The organism is Pseudoalteromonas sp. G5_S1_54_S4, from assembly GCF_054968565.1.
Window position 1 is genome coordinate 56,689 of the sequence record NZ_JBQKUL010000008.1, and the last position, 25,534, is coordinate 82,222.

The following is a 25,534-nucleotide window of genomic DNA, read 5'->3' on the forward strand; positions in this document are numbered from 1 at the left end:
TTATGGTAGCGACACGTCAATCTCATCAACATGACAAAGCGGGTGATTTTTTTTCACGCGTAGAATCTCTTGATTTGTCTCAGGAAAAAATTAGCTTACTCAATAAAGCACAGCAACTTTGCCAAACTTGCGATAATAGCGAACGCCAAAATACCGCCATAGAGATGGTGGAGATTTTGGTTGAGCTAAATTTAGATGCTGACTCGTTAGCCACCGCCTATTTAACCCCTTATTATTTAAATGATGTAGTGAGCATTGACGCTGTCGAAGAGCATTTAGGAAATCATGTTGCGGTGTTATTAACGGGTGTGTCGCAAATGGCCACCATAAGTACGTTAGCTCATCAAGGCAATGGTACCGTGCAGGTCGATAATATTCGCCGTATGTTGCTTGCTATGGTGGAAGATGTGCGTGCCGTGGTGATTAAATTAGCCGAACAGGTGTGCCATTTACGCAACGTAAAAGATGCCGCTGAAGAAGAGCGAGTGATTGCAGCCAAAGAGACTGCGGATATATTTGCACCGCTTGCTAATCGCCTTGGTATTGGCCAATTAAAGTGGGAGCTAGAGGATTTAGCCTTTCGCTATTTACACCCAGATATTTATAAAAATATAGCTAAACAACTTGATGATAAGCGCCTTGCCCGTGAAGCGTATATGGCTGATATGGTTGAGCAAGTAAAACAGCGCCTACATGAAGCGGGTATTAAAGCTGAGGTATACGGCAGGCCAAAACATATCTACAGCATTTATAAAAAAATGGCGAAAAAGAACTACGAGTTTGATCAGCTGTTTGACATACGCGCGATGCGAATTGTGGTTGAACGATTACAAGATTGCTACGGCGCCCTAGGCATAGTGCACACTAATTGGCGCCATTTAAATAAAGAATTTGACGATTACGTTGCGACCCCAAAACAAAACGGCTACCAGTCTATTCATACCGTAGTATTTGGCCCCGAAGGTAAAACTGTTGAGATTCAGATACGAACGCACGACATGCATCAAGATGCAGAGCTGGGTGTTGCCGCACATTGGATGTACAAAGAAGGTGCGTTACCAGGGCGTGGTTCAGGCTATGAGCAAAAAATTAGCTGGTTGCGTAAGTTACTGCAATGGCAAGAAGAAGTGGTTGATGGCAGCGATTTAGCGCAAGAGCTTAAAAACCAAGTGGTTGAAGACCGCGTCTATGTGTTTACTCCACGTGGAGATATTTTTGACTTACCGCTAGGGGCAACGCCTCTTGATTTTGCTTACTACATTCACTCCAATGTAGGGCATCGGTGTATTGGTGCAAAAATATTTGGCAAAATAGTGCCGTTTACTCATCAATTAAGTACCGGCGATCAGGTTGAAATACTGACCCAAAAGCAGCCAAATCCAAGTCGTGATTGGCTAAATCCGTCGCTGGGTTATATAAAATCGTCTCGCGCTAGAGCCAAAATCCACCATTGGTTTAAACAGCTCGACCGCGATAAAAATTTAAGTGCGGGTAAAGAAATCCTTGATAACGAATTACAAAAGTTAGAGTTAACTTACAAAGATTTAGACCCAGCGATAAAGCGCTTTAACTTTAGAGAGCTTGATGACTTAATGGTCGCCATTGGTGCAGGCGATATTCGCCTTAACCAAATGCTTAACTTTATTACCGATAGAACGGAGCACGAGCCGGTTATTCGCTTTAAATCGCCCAGTAAAGTGACTGGCGATAAAAACGGTATTGTGGTTGATGGAGTAGGCAGTTTAATGAGTCATGTTGCTCGCTGTTGCCGCCCTGTACCTGGGGATGAAATTATTGGGTATATTACCCAAGGCCGTGGCATTGCCGTGCATCGTGAGGATTGTGACTCGTTTAGTAATTTAAAAAACAAGCACCCAGAGCGCGTTATTTCAGTAAGTTGGTCAGATGATATTAGCAGCTCCTACGCGTTAACTATTCGTATTGAAGCCAGCGATCGGTCTGGTTTAATTCGTGATATTAGTTCTGCTTTGGCGAATGAAAAAGTCAATGTGCTCAATATGAATGTCAACACGGTTGATAGCACTCAAACGGCTATTTTTGTGATGCAAATAGAAGTGCATGACTTACAAGGCACAAATAAAGTGCTTTCTAAGTTACACCAGATAGAAGGGGTGCACAGTGCAAAACGAGGGCAGTAATCAGGCTAATAATGATGCTTTAAGCCAACTGCTGGAAATAATGCAAACACTGAGAAACCCTGAGGGCGGATGCCCTTGGGATCTCAAGCAAACGTTTGCGTCAATCGTGCCGCATACTCTTGAAGAAGCCTATGAAGTGGCTGATTGTATTGAAACGAATAATTTAAACGATTTAAAAAATGAGTTAGGCGACTTACTATTTCAAATTGTGTTTTATGCGCAACTAGCACAAGAGCAGCAATTATTTAATTTTAACGATGTAGTGGCACAGTTAAATGAAAAGTTGGTGCGTCGTCATCCGCATGTATTTTCAGCGCAAGACACACCTAAAACCGATGCCGAATTAGCTGCGCAGTGGCAAGCAATAAAAGCACAAGAGCGTGCGGCTAAACCCCAAGGTCAAAGCTCAGTACTTTGGCAAGATATACCAAACAGTTTACCTAGCTTAACAAAAGCCAAAAAAATTCAGCAACGTGTAGCCGCTTTAGGCTTTGACTGGCCCACTTATCATGGCGCTATAGATAAGGTGAGTGAGGAAGTTGAGGAAGTCAAAGAAGCCTTAGAACATGACCCTTACTCAGACCATACAGCAGAAGAACTAGGTGATTTGTTGTTCGCGACCGTGAATGTAGCGCGCCATGTTAAACGGGATCCAGAGCAATTGCTCCGTAGTGCCAACGATAAGTTTTCTGCACGATTTGAAAAGGTACAAAACTACTTAATTACACAGGGTAAATGTATTGAGTCAGCGTCTTTAGAGGAAATGGATGCGGCATGGGATGCGATAAAAAAAATTAAATAAATAGGGACATAAAAAATGTCTGTTTTTTGTGCACAGATTTGCCATTTATAGCTGGATTGCTCAGCCATGTTTTGGTACAATTTCGCCCCGTCTTGTTTATATTCCAAAATCACTTGTTTGGGTATTATATTCCTTTTAATTCCTGATATTCTAGGGTTCGCATGAGTACAAAATTTATCTTCGTTACTGGCGGAGTTGTTTCTTCGTTGGGTAAAGGTATTGCAGCAGCATCATTGGCCGCTATTTTAGAAGCCCGTGGCTTAGATGTTACCATTTTAAAGCTGGATCCTTACATCAACGTTGACCCAGGCACAATGAGCCCAATTCAACACGGTGAAGTATACGTTACCGAAGACGGCGCAGAGACCGACCTTGATTTAGGTCACTACGAACGTTTTATTCGCACCAAAATGACCAGCCGTAATAACTTTACGCAAGGGCGCGTATATGAAGATGTACTACGTCGTGAAAGACGTGGCGAATATCTTGGCGCAACAATTCAGGTTATTCCTCATATCACTAATGATATTAAGCAACGTGTTTATGATGGCGCAGAAGGCCATGATATAGCAATCGTTGAAATTGGTGGTACGGTAGGCGATATTGAGTCACAACCATTTATCGAAGCTATTCGTCAAATGGGCACAGAGATTGGTCGTGAACGTGCGCTATTTATTCACTTAACGCTAGTGCCATTCTTAGGCCCTGCCGGTGAAGTGAAAACAAAACCAACTCAGCACTCAGTTAAAGAGTTACGCTCAGTCGGTATTCAACCAGATATTCTTATTTGTCGCTCAGATCGTAAGCTGCCAAATAACGAGCGTGCAAAAATTGCATTGTTCACAAACGTTGAAGAAAAAGCCGTTATTTCACTGCCTGATGTAGACAGTATTTATAAAATCCCTGCGTTATTAAAATCGCAAGAGTTAGATAACTTTGTATGTCGTCGTTTTCATTTAGACGCGCCTGAGGCTGATTTAGCTGAGTGGGAACAAGTATTGTATCAAGAGTCTAACCCAACGGGTGAAGTGACAATTGGTATGGTTGGTAAATACATTGAATTACCGGATGCATACAAATCAGTAAACGAAGCATTAAAACATGCGGGACTAAAAAATCGTTTAACTATTAATATTCAATACGTTGATTCACAAGACTTAGAAACTAAAGGAACGGATATTCTTTCTCGCTTAGATGCTATTTTAGTGCCAGGTGGTTTTGGTGGTCGTGGTGTTGAAGGTAAGATTCTAGCGGCTAAATATGCTCGTGAAAACAAAGTGCCTTACTTAGGTATTTGTTTAGGTATGCAGGTTGCGCTTATTGAATACGCACGAAATGTTGCCGGTTTAGTTGATGCAAACTCAACGGAATTTAATGCAAACTCAGAGGCTCCAGTGGTTGGTTTAATCACTGAGTGGCTAGACGCTGAGGGTAACGTAGAAGTACGTGATGAAAAATCTGATTTAGGTGGCACAATGCGTTTAGGCGCACAAAAATGCCATTTAACGCCTGGCTCTAAAGTACACGAAGTGTATGGCAGCGACGAAATTGTTGAACGTCACCGTCACCGTTATGAAGTTAACAACAACTTCGTTGCACAGCTTGAACAAGCAGGTTTAAGCTTTACTGGTTTATCTGAAGATAAAAAGCTAGTAGAGATTATTGAAAATAAAGATCACCCTTGGTTTATTGCAGCGCAATTCCACCCGGAATTCACTTCAACACCACGCGATGGTCATCCGCTATTTGAAGGGTTTGTAGCTGCGGCTCATACCTACCAAAAAGCGTCTTCGTAATTTAAAAAAGGCTGTGCATATTGCGCGGCCTTTTTTGTTTCTAAGGCTAGCCAAACTCAGGTTAGCCGCACTCACCATTTTGGGAATATAGAGGAATCAAGATGTCAGAAATCGTAAAAGTAATCGGTCGTGAAATTATGGACTCGCGTGGTAACCCAACTGTTGAAGCTGAGGTATATTTAGCTGATGGTTCATGGGGCCGTGCTGCTGCACCTTCAGGTGCATCTACAGGAACTCGCGAAGCATTAGAATTACGTGATGGTGATAAAGCGCGTTACTTAGGTAAAGGCGTATTAAAAGCGGTTGGCTTCATTAATAATGAAATTGCAGAAGCGCTAAAAGGTCAAAACGCACTTGCTCAAAGTGATGTAGACCAAGTAATGCTTGATTTAGATGGTACTGAAAACAAAGAAAAACTAGGTGCTAATGCTATTTTAGCGGTTTCACTTGCTAACGCAAAAGCGGCTGCACAATCTAAAAAAGTAGAGCTTTACGAGCACATTGCTGACTTAAATGGCACGCCAGGTGTTTACTCTATGCCACTACCAATGATGAACATCATCAACGGCGGTGAGCACGCTGATAACTCAGTAGATATTCAAGAATTTATGGTTCAGCCAGTAGGTGCTACTAACTTCCGTGAAGCATTGCGTATGGGTGCTGAAGTATTTCATAGCCTTGCAAAAGTACTTAAAGCAGATGGACATTCAACAGCTGTAGGTGACGAAGGTGGTTTTGCACCAAACCTTGCATCAAACGAAGCTGCACTTGCAGCTATTAAAGTGGCTGTTGCAAATGCCGGTTATGAGCTTGGTAAAGATATTACCCTTGCACTTGATTGTGCGGCCTCTGAGTTTTATAACAAAGAAGCAAATATCTACGACCTTAAAGGTGAAGGTAAGCAATTTACATCTGAAGAGTTTAACCACTTCTTAAAAGATTTAACTGAGCAATACCCAATTGTATCAATTGAAGATGGTTTAGATGAGTCTGATTGGGATGGCTTTGCACACCAAACCAAACTAATGGGCGATAAAGTTCAATTAGTGGGTGATGATTTATTCGTAACCAATACTAAGATTTTAAAACGTGGTATCGACAATGGTATTGCTAACTCAATCTTAATTAAATTTAACCAAATTGGTTCACTAACAGAAACGTTAGCGGCAATCAAAATGGCAAAAGATGCAGGTTTTACAGTGGTTATTTCTCACCGCTCTGGTGAAACTGAAGATGCAACTATTGCTGATTTAGCAGTAGGTACTGCTGCAGGTCAAATTAAAACAGGTTCATTAAGCCGTTCAGATCGTGTTGCTAAGTACAACCAATTGCTACGTATTGAAGAGCAATTAGGCGCTAAAGCACCGTACAATGGTTTAAAAGAAGTTAAAGGTCAGTAATTCTCCAATCAGAATCTGATATTTAAGATTATAAAAATCCTCGCTTATGCGGGGATTTTTAATCATAAATGCAAATATAATAGGTGGGTGGTTTATTGTTTGTAAATTTATTGTTACTTTAGGAGCGTATTAAAAATAACAATAAAATGATTATGAAAAATAACTATGTTACTCACCTTATAAATGCCAAATATCATGGCACGCTTCCTCCAAAACAAGAAATAGTGTCTTTTGCGCTAACAGCTCCTGAATTTGTTCACTATTGGTTGTGCCATGCGCTTTCATCATCAACTTCTTCTCAGGAGCTAGCCATTGTTTTATGCTTAGCTAAGTATCATAAAATTAAAGCTCTTAAGGTTTTATCTCACTTTTGGCCAATCCGAACTGCTGATCCACAAGTAACAATTAACTTTGAAAAACATATATCAGGCCTTCCTAAGACTATACAGCAGGGTATTGAAACCGATTTAATAGGGTTGTGGAGTAGCTTAATTATGCCATTGAATATTCAATCCTCTGAACAATCATTACCTGTGACAACATTAGAAACGCAACTAACGAATGAATTAGCGCAGGAGATTATAAAGCTTGCTAATAATAATTTAAATTTAGCTGGAGTGTATGCTGAAAACTCTACAAGACAAAAAGTTATAGACATCAGAGACAATGAGCAGCTTATAACACAATTACCAGTCGATAATATTTTAATAGCTATATTACAGCGCATCATATGTTCAGACGACTATGCTGACTTAGCATATGCTGAGCCTATGATTATTTATCGTTATACTCAAGGTCAGCAATACAAATGGCACTATGATTTTATTACACCTTCAAATGAAAATGCTAAAAAAGAACTTAATTTTTTTGGTCAAAGACGGCGAACACGTATTATAAATTTAAATGACGGATTTGAAGGTGGAGAAACCGCCTTTAAAGACTGGAATGTAAGTGTTAAAGCCAAGCAAGGACAAGTGATTAAATTTAATAATATGATTGGTAATCAGGTAGATAAAAACTCAGTACATAGTGGAAAACCCGTATTATTAGGTGAAAAGTGGATTTGTACGCTTTGGATGCGAGAAAAACCTTTTTGGTTACGCGAATCTATTTGGTGCAAAAATTAATACCGACAAATAATTACAACTGAAACTGCTGTTTTAATATCTCTTTTGTAAAACTGGTTTTTAAATAAAAGCCACGGGGCAGTGTTTGTATAATTTGTCCGTTGGGGCCTATGGCATCGGTAACTACTTTGCTATTAGCAGCTTTTGGCCGTATTTGCATAGCGTCGCCTAAATGCCCTGATATTTCATCTACCCGACCAAGCGCGATAAGCTCCATTTGCTCTTCCCAGTCTCGCTGTAATTGCGCATCTTGCGCGGGGGAGGGTTGCCACAAAAAGCCACTGCCTATGGTTCTATCAAACGGGGCGATATTGCGCTCACTTAAAATAGGTAACCATAAAACATGATTCAACTTTTTACGTACGCTACTTGTGTGCCACGTCATGCCAGTTACATTCATTAGCGGGGTAACCGACACAAAGGTGGTTTCTAGCGGTTTACCTTTATATGAAATAGGCAATGTTTTAAGCTCTATGCCTAAATCCTCAAAGTCGGGTAGCGGTTTTGACCCAGCACTTGCGCCTAATACATACTCAATCAGTTGACCTGTCCAGCCTTTTTCACGCAATAAATCATCTGGCGTTTTAAAGTGGTACTGCTGTGCGAGTTGTCCAAGTGTGAGTCCTGCAATATTATTGACACGTTGCATTAATTGATTAATTGAATGAGGTTTTAAAGGTTGCATACTGTTAATTTAGTTGAATAAATACCAACGCCATGATAGCAAATTAGTGTGTTAGTGGATATCTTTAGCGGTTGGTTGATTTTTATACGCGCCGTGGTTGGTGTAATTTTATGCACTGCTTTAAAACGCTAAAATTAACTAAGTAACTGAACTACATTGTTTTTTTTGTTTTTGGTGTTCAGTTTTAATTAAGGTCTATAATTGTTGTTAGGATAAATACAGATGTATAAACATGTTTATCCACAGATTCTGTGGAGAACATCACCTTTTATATCTTGTATTGTGGATTTGTTTGCTAAATGAGCGTGTTTTACAAAAGTTATGCACAAGCTGTGAGTAACCAGCATAAACAGTGTGGTTTTTATGTATTTATACATGGCAGTGTTGTTTGTTATTCACATGCAATGGATTTCGCTATTAATTTGCCTTAACCGAGGACGTTAACGGGGCTTGTACGTAATAGTATTTGCCGTATTGCAGCTAATGTGGAACAATCATAAAAAATCGACTTACAAATGAGGCACTAAGGTGATTGATGCCGAAGGTTTTCGTGCCAATGTCGGAATTGTAATTTGCAATAATCAGGGGCAAGTGTTTTGGGCCAGACGCTATGGTCAACATTCTTGGCAATTTCCCCAAGGCGGTGTTGATGATGGTGAAACACCAGAACAAACTATGTACCGTGAATTACACGAAGAAGTAGGTTTGCGACCAGAAGATGTAGAAATAGTTGCAAGCTCAAAACATTGGTTACGCTATAAATTACCCAAACGATTAATCCGCCGCGACTCAAGTCCGGTGTGTATTGGGCAAAAACAAAAATGGTTTTTACTGAAGTTACGCTGTAAAGATGAAGATGTAAACTTACTAAAAACGCACCATCCTGAATTTGATGATTGGCGGTGGGTGAGTTATTGGTATCCAGTAAGGCAGGTAGTATCGTTTAAACGGGATGTTTATCGACGTGTAATGAAAGAGTTTGCTCCTTTTGCTATGCCCTTCAATAAGCGAGAGCAACAAAAAGACAATTGGCGAAGCAAAAGGTAGTTTTACATAAAAAGGAGCAGTGTATGCTGGCAACACTCAGATCAATAGCTGAGTCTGTTTCGCAACAAGCGAATTTAGACGATGCGTTAGTGTGCTTTGTGAAAATGGTAAAAGATGCCATGAATACCCAGTGCTGCTCCATTTATTTTGCCGATTACAGTCAAGATAACTTTGTACTAATGGCCAGCGAAGGGTTAAACCCCGATGCGGTGGGTAAATTTAGAATTGGCTTTACTGAAGGACTTGTTGGGCTAGTTGCTCAGCGTGAAGAAGCAATTAACATTGCCTTTGCTAAATCGCACCCTCGCTTTAAACTCTCCCCAGAAGTGAACGAAGAAGGCTATAACGCCTTTTTGTCTGTGCCTGTTGTTCATCAAAAAAAGGTATTGGGCGTTATTGTTGTGCAACAGAAAATGGCTCGAGTATTTTCTCAAGATGAAGAGTCGTTTTTAATTACGCTTTCTGCTCAGTTAGCTTCGCAATTAGCCCATGCTGAAATAAAAGAAGTATTACGCCAAGATGAGTCATCTCATCAAACATCGGTTTTAAAAGGGGTGTCTAGTGCCCCAGGCATTAGTATTGGTAAAGCCTTTGTTGTTATTCCTAAACTTAATTTTAAGTCTATAGAGCTTACCAAAAATAGCGATGTGAATGAACAACGCCGTTTATTCACGCAAGCGGTTGCTGCAACGCGCAAAGAATTTAGCACTTTATCGATGACATTAAGCGATACCATACCTCAAGAAGCGTTGGCGGTGTTTGATGTGTATCAGCAATTATTGGATGCTAAAAGCTTAGGTCATAATGTAGAGGCACAATTACAAGAAGGTTGGTGTGCAAAAAGTGCATTAAAAATTGTGATTGAACGTTTAGTTGCGCAGTTTAATGAAATGCAAGACCCTTATATTAAAGAGCGTGCGGTTGATGTTAAAGACATTGGCTTACGGGTGCTTCATCACTTAGTGAACACTGAGCATGCAATAAAAGACTACCCTGAAAACACCATTTTAATAGCGCACACACTAACGCCAGCTATGTTAGCCGAAGTGCCAAATGAGCGTTTAGCAGGTGTGGTAAGCATTAATGGTTCAGCCAATAGCCATGCCTCTATTTTAACGCGAGCAATGGGGGTGCCTGCAATTTGGGGTATTGAAGATTTACCGTTACTGCAGTTTGATAACAAAGAAATGATTTTAGATGCTTTTGCTGGGCGTTTATATATTTCGCCTTCGCAAATGCTTATTGATGAGTATACCGAGTTACAACATCAAGATAACTTACTCAACAATCGTTTTTTAGAAGAGCAATCACTGCCTGCAATTACCTTGGACGGGGAGCATATTAGTTTATTGCTCAACGCTGGGCTTGAACTTAATACGCAACAAAATTGTGCCCATATTTGTGATGGTGTTGGTCTTTACAGAACCGAAGCGTGGTTTATGCAAAAAGGGCAGTTTCCATCGCAACAAGAACAAGAAAAATGGTATCGCGAAGTACTCAGTAGCTATTATCCTAACCCCGTAGTTATGCGAACGTTAGATATTGGTGGCGACAAAGTTTTAGATTATTTTAATATTACCGAAGAAAACCCGTTTTTAGGATGGCGTGGTATTAGAATTAGCCTAGATCATCCTGAGCTTTTTTTAGATCAGCTCAAAGCCATGCTCAAAGCGAATATTGGTTTAGGTAATTTAAAAATAATGCTGCCTATGATCAGTGGCACTGATGAAGTTGAAGAGTCGCTGGCATTGTATAACCAAGCCTATTATGAGTTAAGCGAAACATTTCCTGAGCAACTAATAGAAAAGCCAGATATTGGCATTATGCTTGAGGTACCTTCAAGTGTATTTATGCTGCCAGAGTGGTCTAGAAAAGTCGATTTTTGCTCAGTGGGTAGTAACGATTTAACTCAGTATTTATTAGCGGTAGATAGAGCAAATGCCCGTGTGGCCGATTTATTCAATCCTTATCATCCAGCTGTGTTACGTGTATTAAATAATATTGCCAGCGAATGTGAGCACTATGAATTGCCCTTTAGTTTATGTGGTGAGCTTGGCGGCGATCCCGAGGGAGCAATATTACTCATTGCCATGGGCTATAGACGTTTAAGTATGAACTTATCGTCGTTAAATAAAGTGAAATGGGTGCTTAGGCGCTTGAATGTTAGTGACATGGAACAATTACTGAGCGAGTGTTTAGCACAGCCCAATGCTAAACAAGTGTTGCGTTTAACCCGTAATTTTATGATAGAGCATCAGCTAGGTAATTTATTTTATACACCTAAATGATAGAGCTGTTATTGTTTATATAATCAATTAAAATATACATATTCTTAAATGTATTAGAGATAACTATGTATGAACTAGGACTTCTAGTTGCAAGTTGTGCGTTATTAGGTTGCATTGTTGGTTTTTTAGCAGGACTTCTAGGCATAGGCGGTGGTTTAATCATTGTGCCGGTGCTAACGAGCTTGTTACTGGGTTTTAATGTGGCCGCTGCCGATCATGTATTAGTTATCGCTATTGCGACATCTTTAGCCTCTATTTTATTTACCTCGACTTCTTCAGCGTTAGCTCATCATAAAAATGATAATGTGCCTTGGAAAATTGCCCCTTGGGTAATGTCGGGTGTGGCCATTGGCGCCTTGATTAGCGGCTTTGCTGCCAGCTTTATACCTGAGAAAATGTTACGAACCGTGTTTGCGGTGAGTGTGGTTTTTATTGCTATGAGAATGGTGCTTTCTGCCCGTAATAAAGTGAGCGTAGGTCACCCGATGCCTGCAGGCCCCGTGCTAGGAAGTATTAGTGCGATAATGGGGGCACTATCTGGGTTGATTGGGATTGGCGGTGGCGCATTACTTGTGCCTATGCTGCACTATTTTTCGGTTGATATTAAAAAGGCAATTGGTTGCGCTGCTGCATGTGGTATTGTAATTGCCTTTTTTGGCTCTATTGGTTATGTCAGCGCCGGTTGGCGAGTAACTGACTTAGCGCATGGTTTTATGGGATTTGTTTATTTACCTGCATTGTTAGGGATTGTTGTTACCTCATGGTTTATAGCGCCAATAGGCGCCAAAGCAACGCATTACTTACCTGTGAATACAATTAAGAAAGTTTTCGCGATGTTACTTGTTATCATCGCTATTAAAATGGTTTTTAGCTAAAGGTTTATTTTTATGGCACTGGAGTTTCCTCAAATTGATCCAATAATTTTTTCTATTGGGCCACTTAGCGTTCGTTGGTATGGATTAATGTACTTAATTGGTTTTGCGTTTGCGATGTGGTTTGCGAATCGCCAAGCTAGTAAGTCCGGTTCAGGTTGGACTAAAGACGAAGTCAGCGATTTACTCTTTTACGGCATGCTGGGCGTTATATTAGGTGGGCGTATTGGTTATGTTCTGTTTTATCAGTTTAGCTATTTTATCGAAAACCCCTTATATTTATTTAGAATCGACCAAGGTGGCATGTCGTTTCATGGTGGAACACTGGGGGTGATCACTGCAATTGCTATTTTTGCTTACAAGCGTAAAAAATCGTTATTACAAGTCGGTGATTTTGTAGCACCTTTAGTGCCTGTTGGTTTACTGGCTGGGCGTATAGGTAACTTTATTAACGGCGAATTATGGGGGCGTACCACTGATGTTCCGTGGGCAATGGTGTTTCCAACCGGAGGCCCGCTTGCACGCCACCCTTCACAACTTTACGAAGCTTTTTTTGAAGGGCTTGTATTGTTTGTCATATTATTGTGGTTTATTAAGCGTCCACGTCCTGCGGGAAGTGTGTCGGGTTTGTTTTTACTGGGTTACGGCGTATTTAGATTTTGTATTGAATATTTTCGCCAACCAGATGCGCAATTGGGGCTATTTGCTGATTTCATTTCTATGGGGCAAATTCTATCGTTACCAATGATAATTGGCGGGTTAGGCTTACTTATTTGGGCCTATAAACAACCACAATCAAAAACAGCGGCAAAAGCTTAAAAGAAGAAGTTAGATGAAACAATATTTAGAATTATGTCAGCGCATTGTTGACCAAGGACAATGGATTGAAAACAAGCGTACCGGTACACGTTGTTTAACGGTTATAAACGCTGATTTAGAATACGATGTGGCTAATAATCAGTTCCCAATGATCACTACGCGAAAAAGCTATTACAAAGCGGCTATTGCTGAATTATTAGGTTATTTAAGAGGCTATGACAGTGCTGAGCAGTTTCGTAGTATAGGCTGTAAAACCTGGGATGCTAACGCCAATGAAAATAGTGCCTGGCTCAATAATCCTAACCGTAAAGGTGAGGATGATATGGGGCGCGTTTATGGCGTTCAAGGACGTGGCTGGCAACGCCCTGATGGTTCAACACTGGATCAACTGGCAAAGGTCATTAATAATTTAAAAAATGGCATAGATGATCGCGGCGAAATTATTACATTTTACAACCCTGGTGAATTTGAACTTGGTTGCTTGCGCCCATGTATGCACACACATACCTTTTCATTATTGGGCGACACCCTGTATTTAACCTCATATCAACGCAGTTGTGATGTTCCATTGGGGCTTAATTTTAATCAAATTCAATGTTTTGTATTGCTTGCATTAGTTGCCCAAATTACCGGCCATAAAGCGGGTAAGGCATATCATAAAATTACCAATGCTCATATTTATGAAAACCAGCTCGATTTAATGCGAGATGTGCAGTTAAAGCGTGAGCCATTTGCTTCTCCCCAATTAAAAATCAACCCAGAGATTAAATCACTCGAAGATATAGAAACATGGGTAACACGTGATGACTTTGAGGTGGTTGGCTATCAATGCCATGAAGCGATTCAGTACCCATTTTCAGTTTAAAAAATAAGGAGAGCATAATGAAAGCAGTGATCCCTGTAGCGGGCCTTGGAACACGTATGTTACCGGCCACTAAAGCAATTCCAAAAGAAATGCTGCCAGTTGTAGACCGTCCACTAATTCAATACGTTGTTAGCGAAGCCGTTGCCGCTGGCATTAAAGAGATAGTGTTAGTAACGCATTCGAGTAAAAACTCAATTGAAAACCATTTTGATACCAGCTTTGAACTAGAGGCAACGTTAGAGAAACGTGTAAAGCGGCAATTACTTGCCGAAATACAGTCTATTTGCCCTAAAGATGTGACCATTATTCATGTACGTCAAGGTGAAGCAAAAGGCCTAGGTCATGCTATTAACTGTGCCGCTCCTATTATTGGCAATGAACCTTTTGTGGTTATTTTACCCGACGTTATTATTGATGATGTAGAAAGTGACCTAACAAAAGACAACTTAGCTGAAATGATTACTCGCTTTGAGCAAACTAAACACAGTCAAATTATGGTTGAGCCAGTCCCTAAAGATGACGTAGATAAATTTGGTGTTGTGGATTTAGGTGATGTTGAGTTAAACCAAGGTGAAAGCTCACCCATTCAAAGCATGGTAGAAAAACCACCCGTTGACGAGGCACCTTCAAACCTTGCTGTGGTTGGTCGTTACGTGTTGAGTAAAAATATTTGGCCATTACTGGCTAAAACCCCTCAAGGTGCTGGTGATGAAATTCAGCTAACAGATGCAATAGCCATGCTTATGCAAGATGAAAAAGTAGATGCCTACGCAATGAAAGGCCGAAGCCATGATTGTGGCAGTAAAATTGGTTATTTAAAAGCAACCATTGAATTTGCTCTTCGTCGTGATGAATTCGCCGGTGAGCTTAAAACGTTTATTAAAACGTTAATTTAAATAAACTTATCATTATTAGAAGCGCTTATATGGCGCTTTTTTTGATTGTAAAATAGCTTTTTTAGTATTTTAAATTATCACTATTTTTGCAGTTATACAGACATATTTAACATTGTGTTGTAATCTTTATGTTAACCCAAGTTGTTTTGTTGTTAACGTGCTTTATTGATTCAATTGAAAATTGACTTAATTGAGCGGTCTAAACTATTGAAAGAGAAACAATCAATGTGTGAATACAGCAAAAAGTATCACCGATATCTATTAGTCGTATTACTGTTGTTATTAAGTACTGGTTGTACGATATCGCCTGATAAAACATCATTAAATGAACAAGTTAAAGATTCACCTGAATATGTAACTATCACTGCACTTGAGCTTGCTCAACTAAAAGATGCCGCCTTGCAATGGCAGCAAGCACGCTCTGGCATAGAGCGGCTATTAAAGTTAGAACGTGAGCTCACATATTTAGTTGATAACCTGGATATTATTAACAGTAAAGCAATAGCGCAATCTAATCAGGCTGTTAGCAATCGTTATGCTCGCTCAGTAATAAACACAAAGGCGCCGCCAAATCTTAGGTATGGTAATAATTACGCAAGCACCTCAGATAAAGTTGAACGACCAAGGCAAAGGTATAGTAATCGCTACGCAAAATCCTCTAAAGGGGACGCTCCATACAATCAGCGACACAGTAGTCGCTATGCTAGCGTGCCTACAAAAATGATTACAGCCCCTTCAAAAAGCTACAGTAAGCGCGCTGTTAGTTTGCCTGTGAAAGCAACGAACTCAATCGTGAAGAAAAAAGTATTCCCTCAAACATCGAAGCTAACAAAAGTGGCAATGGTTGATACCAACAAAAAAGTATTTGCATTGCAGGTTGCGTCACTCGATTCACAAGAGAGTGTTGCTAAAGAATGGAAGCAAATTAACAAAAAAGCAGCGCCTTTGTTTAAGGACAAAATCACGACAAATATTGAAAAAGCAAAGGTTAATAACAAAACCTATTATCGACTAAAATTAGGTGAGTATTTTAACTTTAAAAGTGCAGAGGATGATTGCGAAGTATTTAAATTTTATAAAGTTGACTGTTTTGTGAGTAACTACACTGACGGACCAATCAGGTTATAAAACAGTATTACTTGGCGCTTTTATTGCATAATAGCTTTAGATAGCTAGTCTTTTGTAATGGGTGCCTAAAGTGAAACTTCATTTAATAACATTATTAATACCATTTGCATTAGCTGGTTGCAGCAACCAGCTAATGCCCTCAGATTCACAAAGCGACAAGCTTGTGCGTGAAAAAGATATAAAACCTTACCTAGAGCAATGGGATAACAACAAAGAGCAAATAGCGCGCTTAAGCACCATGGAAGAAGACTTATCGTTATTGATTCAAGCTCTTTCTGCTCAAACAGATATTGATACCGTACCAGAGCCGATGAAAGAGAAGGTAAAACGTGTTGAATATGGCTCTAAGCAACCTTTACAACCCTCATCAGAAACCGCTTTAGCTGATAACACTACCAGTACAAACGAAGCAATGTACGGTGTGCAAATTGGTCGCTATTTAATTTCTAATGGGGCCAAAAGGCAAGTGCAGCGACTAAAAGAGCAATACCCTCAATTAAACAGTATTTTGCAATACCGCATTGATGAGCAACAAAAAGAATCAACTACGTTTTATAGTGTTGTAGCCGGTCCGCTGAAAAATCAACAGCAAGCAGCGCAGTTGTGTTTGTTTTTTTATAAGGTGGGTAATAAATGTACCTTAGCAGCATTTTCAGAGGGAATTTGAGGTTATTTTAACGATTGCTTTTTCATCTAATTAATTTAAATCAAAAATAAAGTAAATATTTTCTAAATTTTTAGTGATTTTGGCCGATACTTAAATTAACCTGAACAAAAGGTTAATAACATATATCTAAGGGAAAACTATGAACAAAATATTTACTAAAGCAGCATTGGCTGCATCAATGGCTGCTCTTTCTTTTGGAGCTGTAGCAGTAGAAAATGTAAGCTTTAACGGCACGGTTACAGTGCAAAATGCATTTACCTTAACAAACGATACGCCTTTAAACTTTGGTACACTGCGTGCTAATGCGGATACTGCTGCAGCCACCGAGGCTACACTTACGTTATCACCAAACTCAACGGCTGCATCGGTTATTGCAAATGGTACTGGTGCAACCATTGCTGAGTTAGTAAAAGGTGAGCCTGCTACGTTTACTGTTTCAGGGGTTTCTGCTTTTGCTTTTTTAACCTTTAATATAGATGATGCTGAGGGCAATATTACCTCGGTAAGCCCTGTACCAACAGGTGCAGCCTTTTTTAAAGTATCTGATCCTAGTATTCGTGTTTTAACTGGTGGTAATGCTAATACAACACTTGACCTTACAGACCTTACTATCCCTGCTGGGCAGCTGCAAGTTGATGGTACAGGGGCTGCAACATTTAGTTTAGGTGCAACTTTAACTACGTCTAATAATACTGATGATACTACAACTTCTGATTATATAGATGGCGATTACAGTGGCACATTTGCGTTAACACTTGAATATTAATTTAGGGTTGCCTACCATCATTTTATGGTAGGCATTTTTATGACTAAATTTTATTTAATAATATGTATAAGCCTTATCGGTAAAGTATATGGTCAAGTTAGTGTTATAGAGCCACTCAGCTTTGGCACTATTGTTGTGGTTAAAAATGCCCCTGACACCTCAGTTACACTGTCTCCCAATGGGTCAATCACAAGTAAAAATATACATATAATGCAAGTTGGGCAACCTGCCGAGCTATTGTTTGAGGGGCTTGCACCTCGGATACAAATTACCGTAAATGACTTTGCAAGCCCTACACAATTTAGAAGAGTAAACGGCGGTAACGAATTTACTTTGTCTAACTTAACTTTTTTACCTGCTACTGTAACAACTAATGCTTATGGTATGGCAACGGTTAAAATAGGCGGGCAATTAACTACTAGCGGTAACGGGTTGCCTTATTTAGACGGTAGTTACAGTGCAATAGTAGAAGTTACCATTGATTATTGAGAATATGAATGAAGGTATTTAAAATTATTGCGTTATTTTTGTGTTTTAACGCATTAGTAACCAGCTATCATGCACATGCAAATTTACTTATTTCACCTACCCGTATAGCGTTTGATGAGCGACAACGAGTTGCCCAGGTTATTGTTATTAACAACAGTAATGAATACAAAACGTATCGCCTTGCGTGGGAAGAAAAAAAAGCCAAACCAGTAGGCGGCTATACAAGGTTAGAAGAGGGTGTAGCTCACCCAGCTGCACTGAGTAATATGGTACGTATGAGCCCTTCGCAGGTACGCTTAGCACCAGGGGAAAGACAAATAGTAAAATTAGCACTGAGAAAACCACAAAATTTAGCAGAGCAAGAGTATCGTTCACACTTATTGTTTCAAGCGTTACCTAATGAGAGCAAAAGCCAACGTGAAGGCCAAGGGGTGGGGATTAAAATAGATTTAATTTTAAGCTACTCAATTCCTGTTATTTTACGCCAAGGTACAAGTTTGCCAGAGGTTAATATTCAAAGTGTATCGCTTGATAAAAGTGACGATAAAAAGTCATTGCTAATGGCAATAGCCAGAGAGGGTAAATACAGTAGTTTTGGCAAAGTAGAGGTTTTTTATAAAGCCAACAACAGTAACGAAGAAGTAACCGTTGCAATGGTGAACGATTACAGTATTTACCCAGAGGTCTCATTAGGTAAATTAGCCTTAAATATATTTGATCCTGCGGTTATTACTTCCCCAGGTAAATTACGCATCGTATATTCAGGACTTAAAGAATATCGTGGCCAAGTATTTGCCGAAAAAGTGGTGAATGTAGATGCAAACTCAATAGGATTGCTAAACTGACCTTGCTTACTCGCTCCGTTTTATATACAAGTCTAATACCTTTATGGGTATTGGGCTTTGGTGTGTTTGCTGCCCAGCAAAATAATGAGGCTGTTTACAACACGCTTTTTAATATTGAAAAAAAATGGAAGCAGTTAGACACCGATACTAGCCAAACATCTCTAATCAAAAATAATGAGCTAGTTAGTACTGAACAGGCTAATGATGTAGGTATACCTGCAGGCGAATTGTTGTTTTTTTCGGCCTATTTACACAAGTATTATTTAGGTGAGTTGTTTGCAATTAAAAGTGAAAATGGCGCATGGGTTGAATTAAACAGTTTATTTGAGTTACTTAATTTTGCTATTAACGTAAATAATGAAAAGCTAAATGCTAAAGGCTGGTATATATCGCCAGATAACGAGTTTGATTTAAATTTAACAGATAAAACAGTGCGTATTAGAGGTGATAGCTATTCTTTAAATGCACAAGATTACTATACTGATACTGGCGAACTGTTTGTAGATTATGACTTACTCAATACGTGGTTTGGATTAAATATACAGTTAAACTACAGTAGCTTAGAAATGGTTTTTTCCCCAAACATTCAATTACCCATAGAAAAAAAGCTGGCACGCGAAAAACGTAGTTTTTACACTGGTAGCCAAAATAATACCCCTACATTACCTTGGAAACCTAGTCCTTATAAAGCAATGTCGTCACCTGTGGCTGACTTACAACTCAGCTATACAGCTACAAATAATGACAACATATTAAACTATGCCATATTAGGTTCGCAAGATTTAGCCTACTTCAATAGTGAATATTATTTAGCGGGTAGCAATGGCGATTTATTAAAAGATTCACGGCTTTCATTTAACCGGGAAAACGCTGAAGGTAATTTACTTGGCCCACTCAACGCGACAAGTATTGAGTTTGGTGATGTACTTGCAACACAAATTGGCACTCGCTTTAAAAGCAATTATGCGCGCGGCGTTAAAGTAAATAATAAACCGCTTTACAAAGAAATAAACAGCAATCAAATAACCTTAACGGGAGCAGTGCAAGCCGGTTGGGATGTAGAGTTATATCGAAATAATATTCTGATCGATCAGCAGCTTAGCTTACCTGATGGGCGCTACCTATTTGAAAATGTTGACTTATTATTTGGTACTAACACTTTTGAGCTTATATTTTATGGCCCACAAGGAGAGGTGGAGCGTAAAGTTGAAGAATACCTCATTGATGGTAATAGCTTAGAAAGGGGAGATGGTTTTTATGAACTATCACTTACCCAGCAAGGAGAGCTGTTATTAAATTCTGGCAATACCGTTGCAGGTGAAGAGGGTTGGCTTTTATCAGGGCGCTACGAAAAAGGTATAACCGATTATTTCTCTGTTTATACGGGAGTTTCTGCATTAAAAAGTGATGAAACAGAAAACCTAACTAATTATGCGCTTGGCTCTAATTTAAGTATATTAAACAGAGTGTTAGTTAATTTTGACTATGAACAAAATAGTCTTGAAGAAAAAGCTCTAAGACTCTCTACACGCTCTGAATTGTTAGGCCAATCAGTCAGGCTTAGCGTGCGAAAAATATCACAATTACAAAGTCAAACACAACAAAGTAAGAGCTTTAATAACTTAAATAGCTATGAATTATTTTTTTCAGGTAACTTAATGGAAAATCCCTATGGCCGATTAAGTTATCAAAACACAGCCAATTACACGGATAGCGACTTTCAAGATAGCATTACGATGTTTGGTAATATTTTAAATTATACTGCGGGCGGATATGCGTTTAACAATAATCTTCAATGGGCCAATAATAACCGTTTTTTTGGTAGTAGCCGTTTGCAAAAAAGATTCGGGCGTTTAGGTACTCGTTTTGGTATTAACTACTCCTTAGAGCCAACAAGCGAAATTACCAGCTATGAAACCGAGTTTAGCCGCTCGCTGACATCAAACCTACAGGCAGAGCTAAAACTTACTCATGAGTTAAAAACAGAGGTTAAGTTTGCTGAGCTGGGATTAAACTGGCAAACAGATTTATTTAGCTTAAACAGCAACGTCAACTACGATACAGATGATAATTGGCGTGTAGGCTTATTCGGTCGTTTTAGTTTAGGATTTGATAATAAAAACAACGATTACTTTATTAATAGGCGCAGCTTGGTGCAGTCTGGTTCGTTGATGGTACATGTATACTTAGATCAAAATAATAATGGTGTATTTGACCAAGGCGAACAAAATCTAGAAGGCGTAAAAGTTAAAGGGCTACAAAACTATCGAAGAGCTGTTACTGATAAAAATGGCATGGCTTTATTATCGGGTATGCCGGCTAACTTAACCACCGACATAGTGATTGAGCCTGGTAGTATTAGTGAGCCTTTTTTAGTTGCCGCCAACGATGGCTTTTCTATTACACCGCGTGCCGGTTTTGTTGAATATATGGAAATACCGCTTAATCACAGTAGTGAATTGGAGGGAACTGTTTACAAACAAGATGAGCAAGGCAGCAGTGAAGTACAGCCTTTTGCTACCATTAAATTACTCGACAAACAAGGTAAGCAAGTGGCGCAAACGCAAGCTGCCTATGATGGCTATTATTTGTTTACCGATTTACGCCCTGGCGAATATAAAGCGGTTATAGATGATGAGTTTAAGCAACGTAAATCCTTAAAAGATACGCAACAGGTGGTGGTTAAATTACCAGCACAAGGTGAAGTGGTAATGGGCGTTGACTTTGAGCTTAAAGAAAAAACACAAACGCCAGCGTATATTGCTAATGCGGGTGGGTTTTCATCATTGCCGATTATGAAAGCGTATTATCAATTAATTAAGCGCCATCTAAATGAGCAATCAAAGCGTGATGCTTTTTATATTAAAGACGATAAACAAAAGCGGTATATTTTAGCCGTCGCTTATGCCGAGTCTGCCCAAGGAGAGCTTGAACAAGTATGCGCAGAATTAAAAGTGAAAGGCTTGAACTGCCAAGTCCAAGCGCAACTTATTAGCCACTAATAACAATAAGGTTTAACCATGCAACATGCTAATTTATATAGACGCTATTCAATACTCATCGCCTGTATTGGTGCTCTTTTTATATCTGGATGCAGCAGTCCCAAAACAACAGTAGAGTCGCCTCAGCCTAAACAAGCCAGTGTAAGCCTTTCTGACGAGGAGTTAGCGCAGCTAAAAGCATCGTCTCAGCAGTGGCAAGCAGCCAAAGCAGGTGTTGAGCGTCTATTAGTGATTGAACAAGACTTAAAGCTATTAATAAGCCAATTAAATGCGGTGGCAAATCAAGACACCGCATCAACAAATACGCCTGTAGTACCAACAGCTAAAGCTTCAGCTGAAACGTTATCACCAAAAGTAGCACAAAAAGCTCAAGTGGCAACGAATGCAGCAGCTGATGAAAAACAAGCCGTTAAAGCGCTGTTTGCCCTCCAAGTTGCAGCCGTTACCGACAAAGACCGACTTAGCCAAAGTTTAAATGAAATAAAAGCCAGCGCATCTTCATTATTTCAGGGTGAATTTGTGGCGAATGTAGAAACTATTAATGTAAGTGGGGTTACTTACTACCGTTTAAAGCTTGGGGCTTATCAGGAACAAGCGAATGCGGCTGCTGATTGCGATAAACTTAAACAGCGCCAAATTAACTGTATTGTGAGTCATTACACCCAGCAGCCTTTAAAATAAATATGTGATAAGGGTATTCGGCATAATAATTGCTTTGTTGTTATTATGTTTTTAGAGGATGGCAACTATGCGCCTTTTGTTACCCTTACTATTATTAAATTTAGCGGGCTGTAGTTTAACACCTCAGCCAAAGCCGAGTATAGGCACTGATGCGCCTAAAGCGGTTATGGCACCTTATACGGTGAACCAGTACGTAAGTAGCTTAAGTGCCCAGCTTAGCCATATTAAAGAGCCTTTTAAAAGCACTGCTTCAATTGCGGTCAGTAGCTTTTATTTAGCAGATGCCCTAGATTCTCACGTTGCTCAAGGGCAGGGGGCAGGGCTTAGCCAGCAGATTCAGGAAAGCTTAATAACCCAGTTCACCCAATTAGGTTATAACACGGTTGAATATCGGCTTGAAAACCAACTTAACTTATCAGCGAGTGCAGACTCAGTACTTAGCCGCAATACTGGCAACTTAAAGCAGCGTCAGATTATTGACTTTGTCATCACCGGTACTTTAACTCGCCAAGAGCATGCTTATATTGTTAATGCACGAATGGTAAATATGCAAACCAACCAAGTTGTATCTGCCGGCAGTACTGAAATTCCCATCAATGTGATGTGGAGCAATGAAAAAATACAGCAGCGCGGTGACTATATTTACCGCAGTGAATATTAATTAGGAGCACACATGAAACGCCTACTATTAACTTTATGTTTGCCACTAGGCTTTGGTTGTTCACAAATGACAAACCATAGTGACACACAAATTACCGACGATGCGCCTATGTTTTTTGAACAACGCCCTGTAGCCGCACCTACACAAAGCGACTCGCTGTATCAAAATAAAACAGCAGTGATGAATAAAAACAAACAAGTTAACACGCCAACACGTAAAAATATTAATCATTATGTGCGTGGCATCATGCAAGACATGGCTGAAAATTTACAGTACGTAAATACTAAAACGCCATTAGCGGTATCAAGCTTTGTTTTTTTAGACCGTGACTACAACAATGCTGACTTAGTGGGTAACCAAATAGCAGAGAGCTTTATGCATGAGCTGCATAATTTTGGTGTACCGGTAATCGATTTTAAAACCACCGATTATATGCGTGTAACACCTGGCGGCGATTTTGTTTTTAGTCGCGACTACTTAGAGCTTAACCAAGAACAAAATTTTAGTTACGTATTAGCCGGCACGCTAGTAAACCACCAAGGTGGCATACTAGTAAACGCACGTATTGTTGGTTTAGCGAGTAAAGCGGTTGTAGGCTCTGCACAGGGCTTTATTCCGCAATCAGTGATCGACGCGTTAAATAGCAGTAACAGTGCTGATGGCATCATGCTAAAACAAGCGAGTAAGTGAGGTTTATCATGGCTAACTTAGCTAAGCGCTCAGCTTTAATTAGCATAAGTGCATTATCATTATTACTTTCAGGCTGTAATTTACTTGGTGAATCTAGCATGGCCGAACCCGCCAAATCTGAGCCAGAGAAAACAGTGGTAAGTGATCTTGATTTTAACCAGATCATGGCGCAAATGCAGCGCAATGACGAGCAAGAGCAATATGCTGATACAACGCAATTTAATCCAAACAAGCACCACAAAAGCTTAGTTAATTACGTTGAGCAAATGGCACTTGATTTAACCGACACCATGCAAGTAGCCCCTCAAGATGCAGCGATTGCGGTTACGTCGTTCGTTGATTTAGACGCAAGTTTAACTACAGCAAGCCAGTTAGGTAATCAGTTATCAGAAACCTTTATACATCAGCTACAAAAGTTTGGTTATAGCGCCGTTGATTTTAAAACAGCCAATTTAATTACCGTAAATAAGCAAGGCGATTTTGCCTTTACACGAAACACTCGCAAACTTGCAGGTACCAGTATAGCCAGCCATGTATTGTCAGGCACCCTTATTTATAGAGAGGACGGCGTAGAAATAAACGCACGCGTTATTGATATTCAAAGCAAACGCTTAGCAGCCAGCAGCCGAACATTCATACCGCTTTACGTATTAAATAAAGAAGATATATATTTATCAAGCAATTAACTTAATTTGATGCTTGGTATAAAAAACCAGATGCCGTTATAATTTCCAAACACCTAGTACTTAGCACCCAGCGTGGCCTCTTAGTTAAATGGATATAACGGCCCCCTCCTAAGGGGCAGTTGCAGGTTCGATTCCTGCAGGGGCTACCAATGAAATCAACAGGTTATGGTTTTATTTCTATTCCTATCCCAACTCTATGTAGTATATTTGTAGCAATGTCAGCAATGTCAGCAATGTCAGCAATGTCAGCAATGTCAGCAATGTGGCATTTGCGGATAAAAAGTGAATTTGAAAGCCTGTTGGGTGGCGCCTTCGGCTTAACCAACCTACATTTTGACGTAGGTCGGATAAGTGGCAGAGCCACGCCATCCGACAAAAATGATGAATCTACCAGAAACAACGGCTTTACACTGTAAGTTAAACCACTCTATAACGACTATCGGCTGAGTGCCAACAGTTTAGATTGGTAACGCCCATAATCATGGGCTAAAAATGGTTGACTAAAATAAGCGGGGCAGGAGCAAAAGCCAACAGTTTTTAGTCCTGACTTATTCGCTTGTTATGTTTCAGTTGCTTGATGAGTAATTAGTATTTTTTCTATATCCCCAATAGCTTTATATTGCTTGTCGAGAACTTCATCTAAAGCGTTTTCCATACAAATTCTAGATAGGTTTTCTATCTCGATAGTGCCATCATTTAACGCAACTCTAATTGATTCTGCTTCAGATTTATATTCTGAAACTAGAATAGCTAGAGCAGACAACTTAGCATTTGTTTTTTCAAACGCTAATTGTTTTTCTGATAGTTTACGAGTTCGTACTATTGCCATAAAAGAAACACATACTGCAATTAAAGCAATTGAAGTGCTTATTATTTCATATTGACTCACAAACTCTCCTTGAAACATAACAGCTTTATCAGAGAACACTTCCCCTACTTTAGCGCTAAAACATCCTTATTTTATGAACTTGTATTAATAGCAAATAGTGTAAGCTATTGCCAGCTATAAATATTATGCCTTATGTAGCTTATATAAACATGTAAAAATAGGAAAGTTTCCTCTTATTCTTACTAAGTTAATGATGACTCACCCGAATGGCTATATTTCTCTCAAAGAAGCCCTCCATTAAATTTTTCATAATAAAAAAGCGAGCTATCAATTA

24 protein-coding genes and 1 tRNA gene are annotated in these 25,534 nt (G+C 39.6%); 23 read left to right on the forward strand and 2 right to left on the reverse strand.

The window, feature by feature from the left end; genetic code table 11:
- The first annotated feature begins 2 nt into the window (after positions 1–2).
- From relA to ACTRWE_RS05355, 5 genes are all read left to right on the forward strand, one after another.
- The gene (gene relA, locus ACTRWE_RS05335; RefSeq protein WP_013465627.1) at positions 3–2,159 is read left to right on the forward strand and encodes a GTP diphosphokinase; all 2,157 of its coding nucleotides are present in this window, start codon (positions 3–5) and stop codon (positions 2,157–2,159) included.
- Positions 2,140–2,961: a nucleoside triphosphate pyrophosphohydrolase gene (mazG, locus tag ACTRWE_RS05340; RefSeq protein ID WP_462879591.1), complete on the forward strand. Its 822-nt coding sequence runs from the start codon at positions 2,140–2,142 to the stop codon at positions 2,959–2,961. Before relA ends, mazG begins: the two co-directional genes overlap by 20 nt.
- A gap of 161 nt (positions 2,962–3,122) precedes the next feature.
- Positions 3,123–4,757 (forward strand): CTP synthase, encoded by a 1,635-nt coding sequence (locus tag ACTRWE_RS05345; protein WP_013465625.1) that lies wholly within the window; start codon positions 3,123–3,125, stop codon positions 4,755–4,757.
- Between the two features lie 101 nt (positions 4,758–4,858).
- The gene (gene eno / locus ACTRWE_RS05350) at positions 4,859–6,157 is read left to right on the forward strand and encodes a phosphopyruvate hydratase (protein WP_008111781.1); all 1,299 of its coding nucleotides are present in this window, start codon (positions 4,859–4,861) and stop codon (positions 6,155–6,157) included.
- Between the two features lie 152 nt (positions 6,158–6,309).
- The gene (locus ACTRWE_RS05355) at positions 6,310–7,284 is read left to right on the forward strand and encodes a prolyl hydroxylase family protein (protein ID WP_033102796.1); all 975 of its coding nucleotides are present in this window, start codon (positions 6,310–6,312) and stop codon (positions 7,282–7,284) included.
- A gap of 13 nt (positions 7,285–7,297) precedes the next feature.
- Here ACTRWE_RS05355 and mutH read toward each other — a convergent pair whose 3' ends face one another.
- Positions 7,298–7,969, reverse strand: coding sequence for a DNA mismatch repair endonuclease MutH (mutH, locus tag ACTRWE_RS05360; RefSeq protein WP_033102795.1), 672 nt, complete (start codon positions 7,967–7,969; stop codon positions 7,298–7,300).
- 528 nt (positions 7,970–8,497) lie between these two features.
- Here mutH and rppH point away from each other — a divergent pair.
- From rppH to ACTRWE_RS05450, 18 genes are all read left to right on the forward strand, one after another.
- Entirely contained in the window at positions 8,498–9,016 is a 519-nt protein-coding gene (rppH, locus tag ACTRWE_RS05365; RefSeq protein ID WP_013465620.1) for an RNA pyrophosphohydrolase, read from the forward strand.
- A gap of 23 nt (positions 9,017–9,039) precedes the next feature.
- Positions 9,040–11,304: a phosphoenolpyruvate--protein phosphotransferase gene (gene ptsP / locus ACTRWE_RS05370; RefSeq protein WP_462879592.1), complete on the forward strand. Its 2,265-nt coding sequence runs from the start codon at positions 9,040–9,042 to the stop codon at positions 11,302–11,304.
- A 65-nt stretch (positions 11,305–11,369) separates the two neighbouring features.
- On the forward strand, positions 11,370–12,179 hold the full coding sequence (locus ACTRWE_RS05375) for a sulfite exporter TauE/SafE family protein (protein ID WP_090495311.1): 810 nt from the start codon (positions 11,370–11,372) through the stop codon (positions 12,177–12,179).
- 12 nt (positions 12,180–12,191) lie between these two features.
- A complete protein-coding gene (gene lgt, locus ACTRWE_RS05380; protein WP_064663050.1) occupies positions 12,192–12,995 on the forward strand; it encodes a prolipoprotein diacylglyceryl transferase in 804 nt (267 codons plus the stop codon).
- A 13-nt stretch (positions 12,996–13,008) separates the two neighbouring features.
- Positions 13,009–13,860 carry a thymidylate synthase gene (locus ACTRWE_RS05385; RefSeq protein WP_462879594.1) on the forward strand — a complete coding sequence of 284 codons (852 nt, stop codon included), beginning with the start codon at positions 13,009–13,011 and terminating at the stop codon, positions 13,858–13,860.
- A 17-nt stretch (positions 13,861–13,877) separates the two neighbouring features.
- Positions 13,878–14,756 carry a UTP--glucose-1-phosphate uridylyltransferase GalU gene (galU, locus tag ACTRWE_RS05390; RefSeq protein ID WP_013465615.1) on the forward strand — a complete coding sequence of 293 codons (879 nt, stop codon included), beginning with the start codon at positions 13,878–13,880 and terminating at the stop codon, positions 14,754–14,756.
- A 276-nt stretch (positions 14,757–15,032) separates the two neighbouring features.
- Complete coding sequence (locus ACTRWE_RS05395) at positions 15,033–15,884, forward strand: SPOR domain-containing protein (protein WP_174818634.1); 852 nt, start codon at positions 15,033–15,035, stop codon at positions 15,882–15,884.
- A 70-nt stretch (positions 15,885–15,954) separates the two neighbouring features.
- A complete protein-coding gene (locus tag ACTRWE_RS05400) occupies positions 15,955–16,551 on the forward strand; it encodes an SPOR domain-containing protein (RefSeq protein WP_462879595.1) in 597 nt (198 codons plus the stop codon).
- A 139-nt stretch (positions 16,552–16,690) separates the two neighbouring features.
- Positions 16,691–17,317: a DUF4402 domain-containing protein gene (locus ACTRWE_RS05405; protein ID WP_462879596.1), complete on the forward strand. Its 627-nt coding sequence runs from the start codon at positions 16,691–16,693 to the stop codon at positions 17,315–17,317.
- A gap of 39 nt (positions 17,318–17,356) precedes the next feature.
- Positions 17,357–17,806, forward strand: coding sequence for a DUF4402 domain-containing protein (locus ACTRWE_RS05410; RefSeq protein ID WP_462879597.1), 450 nt, complete (start codon positions 17,357–17,359; stop codon positions 17,804–17,806).
- Between the two features lie 8 nt (positions 17,807–17,814).
- On the forward strand, positions 17,815–18,651 hold the full coding sequence (locus ACTRWE_RS05415; RefSeq protein ID WP_462879598.1) for a fimbrial biogenesis chaperone: 837 nt from the start codon (positions 17,815–17,817) through the stop codon (positions 18,649–18,651).
- A gap of 62 nt (positions 18,652–18,713) precedes the next feature.
- Positions 18,714–21,653, forward strand: coding sequence for a carboxypeptidase-like regulatory domain-containing protein (locus ACTRWE_RS05420; RefSeq protein ID WP_462879600.1), 2,940 nt, complete (start codon positions 18,714–18,716; stop codon positions 21,651–21,653).
- Between the two features lie 18 nt (positions 21,654–21,671).
- A complete protein-coding gene (locus tag ACTRWE_RS05425) occupies positions 21,672–22,334 on the forward strand; it encodes an SPOR domain-containing protein (RefSeq protein ID WP_462879601.1) in 663 nt (220 codons plus the stop codon).
- A gap of 67 nt (positions 22,335–22,401) precedes the next feature.
- On the forward strand, positions 22,402–22,995 hold the full coding sequence (locus ACTRWE_RS05430) for a FlgO family outer membrane protein (RefSeq protein ID WP_462879602.1): 594 nt from the start codon (positions 22,402–22,404) through the stop codon (positions 22,993–22,995).
- A 12-nt stretch (positions 22,996–23,007) separates the two neighbouring features.
- Complete coding sequence (locus tag ACTRWE_RS05435) at positions 23,008–23,685, forward strand: FlgO family outer membrane protein (RefSeq protein WP_013465606.1); 678 nt, start codon at positions 23,008–23,010, stop codon at positions 23,683–23,685.
- Positions 23,686–23,693: 8 nt separating this feature from the next.
- Positions 23,694–24,371: a FlgO family outer membrane protein gene (locus tag ACTRWE_RS05440; RefSeq protein ID WP_462879603.1), complete on the forward strand. Its 678-nt coding sequence runs from the start codon at positions 23,694–23,696 to the stop codon at positions 24,369–24,371.
- A gap of 74 nt (positions 24,372–24,445) precedes the next feature.
- Positions 24,446–24,520 (forward strand) — tRNA-Arg (locus tag ACTRWE_RS05445).
- The gene (locus ACTRWE_RS05450) at positions 24,521–24,787 is read left to right on the forward strand and encodes a hypothetical protein (protein ID WP_462879604.1); all 267 of its coding nucleotides are present in this window, start codon (positions 24,521–24,523) and stop codon (positions 24,785–24,787) included.
- Positions 24,788–24,930: 143 nt separating this feature from the next.
- On the opposite strand, the gene ACTRWE_RS05455 is transcribed toward ACTRWE_RS05450, so the two are convergent.
- Positions 24,931–25,260 carry a hypothetical protein gene (locus ACTRWE_RS05455; RefSeq protein WP_462879605.1) on the reverse strand — a complete coding sequence of 110 codons (330 nt, stop codon included), beginning with the start codon at positions 25,258–25,260 and terminating at the stop codon, positions 24,931–24,933.
- Positions 25,261–25,534 lie beyond the last annotated feature (274 nt).

Excerpts from the sequence above, each read along its gene's own strand:
- ACTRWE_RS05410 (WP_462879597.1), top strand. The coding sequence starts at position 17,357 with ATGACTAAATTTTATTTAATAATATGTATAAGCCTTATCGGTAAAGTA.
- ACTRWE_RS05450 (WP_462879604.1), top strand. The coding sequence starts at position 24,521 with ATGAAATCAACAGGTTATGGTTTTATTTCTATTCCTATCCCAACTCTA.
- galU (WP_013465615.1), top strand. The coding sequence starts at position 13,878 with ATGAAAGCAGTGATCCCTGTAGCGGGCCTTGGAACACGTATGTTACCG.
- ptsP (WP_462879592.1), top strand. The coding sequence starts at position 9,040 with ATGCTGGCAACACTCAGATCAATAGCTGAGTCTGTTTCGCAACAAGCG.
- ACTRWE_RS05440 (WP_462879603.1), top strand. The coding sequence starts at position 23,694 with ATGGCTAACTTAGCTAAGCGCTCAGCTTTAATTAGCATAAGTGCATTA.
- ACTRWE_RS05345 (WP_013465625.1), top strand. The coding sequence starts at position 3,123 with ATGAGTACAAAATTTATCTTCGTTACTGGCGGAGTTGTTTCTTCGTTG.
- relA (WP_013465627.1), top strand. The coding sequence starts at position 3 with ATGGTAGCGACACGTCAATCTCATCAACATGACAAAGCGGGTGATTTT.
- ACTRWE_RS05385 (WP_462879594.1), top strand. The coding sequence starts at position 13,009 with ATGAAACAATATTTAGAATTATGTCAGCGCATTGTTGACCAAGGACAA.
- eno (WP_008111781.1), top strand. The coding sequence starts at position 4,859 with ATGTCAGAAATCGTAAAAGTAATCGGTCGTGAAATTATGGACTCGCGT.
- ACTRWE_RS05430 (WP_462879602.1), top strand. The coding sequence starts at position 22,402 with ATGCGCCTTTTGTTACCCTTACTATTATTAAATTTAGCGGGCTGTAGT.
- ACTRWE_RS05375 (WP_090495311.1), top strand. The coding sequence starts at position 11,370 with ATGTATGAACTAGGACTTCTAGTTGCAAGTTGTGCGTTATTAGGTTGC.
- ACTRWE_RS05435 (WP_013465606.1), top strand. The coding sequence starts at position 23,008 with ATGAAACGCCTACTATTAACTTTATGTTTGCCACTAGGCTTTGGTTGT.
- ACTRWE_RS05405 (WP_462879596.1), top strand. The coding sequence starts at position 16,691 with ATGAACAAAATATTTACTAAAGCAGCATTGGCTGCATCAATGGCTGCT.
- lgt (WP_064663050.1), top strand. The coding sequence starts at position 12,192 with ATGGCACTGGAGTTTCCTCAAATTGATCCAATAATTTTTTCTATTGGG.
- ACTRWE_RS05415 (WP_462879598.1), top strand. The coding sequence starts at position 17,815 with ATGAAGGTATTTAAAATTATTGCGTTATTTTTGTGTTTTAACGCATTA.
- ACTRWE_RS05425 (WP_462879601.1), top strand. The coding sequence starts at position 21,672 with ATGCAACATGCTAATTTATATAGACGCTATTCAATACTCATCGCCTGT.
- ACTRWE_RS05355 (WP_033102796.1), top strand. The coding sequence starts at position 6,310 with ATGAAAAATAACTATGTTACTCACCTTATAAATGCCAAATATCATGGC.
- mutH (WP_033102795.1), bottom strand. The coding sequence starts at position 7,969 with ATGCAACCTTTAAAACCTCATTCAATTAATCAATTAATGCAACGTGTC.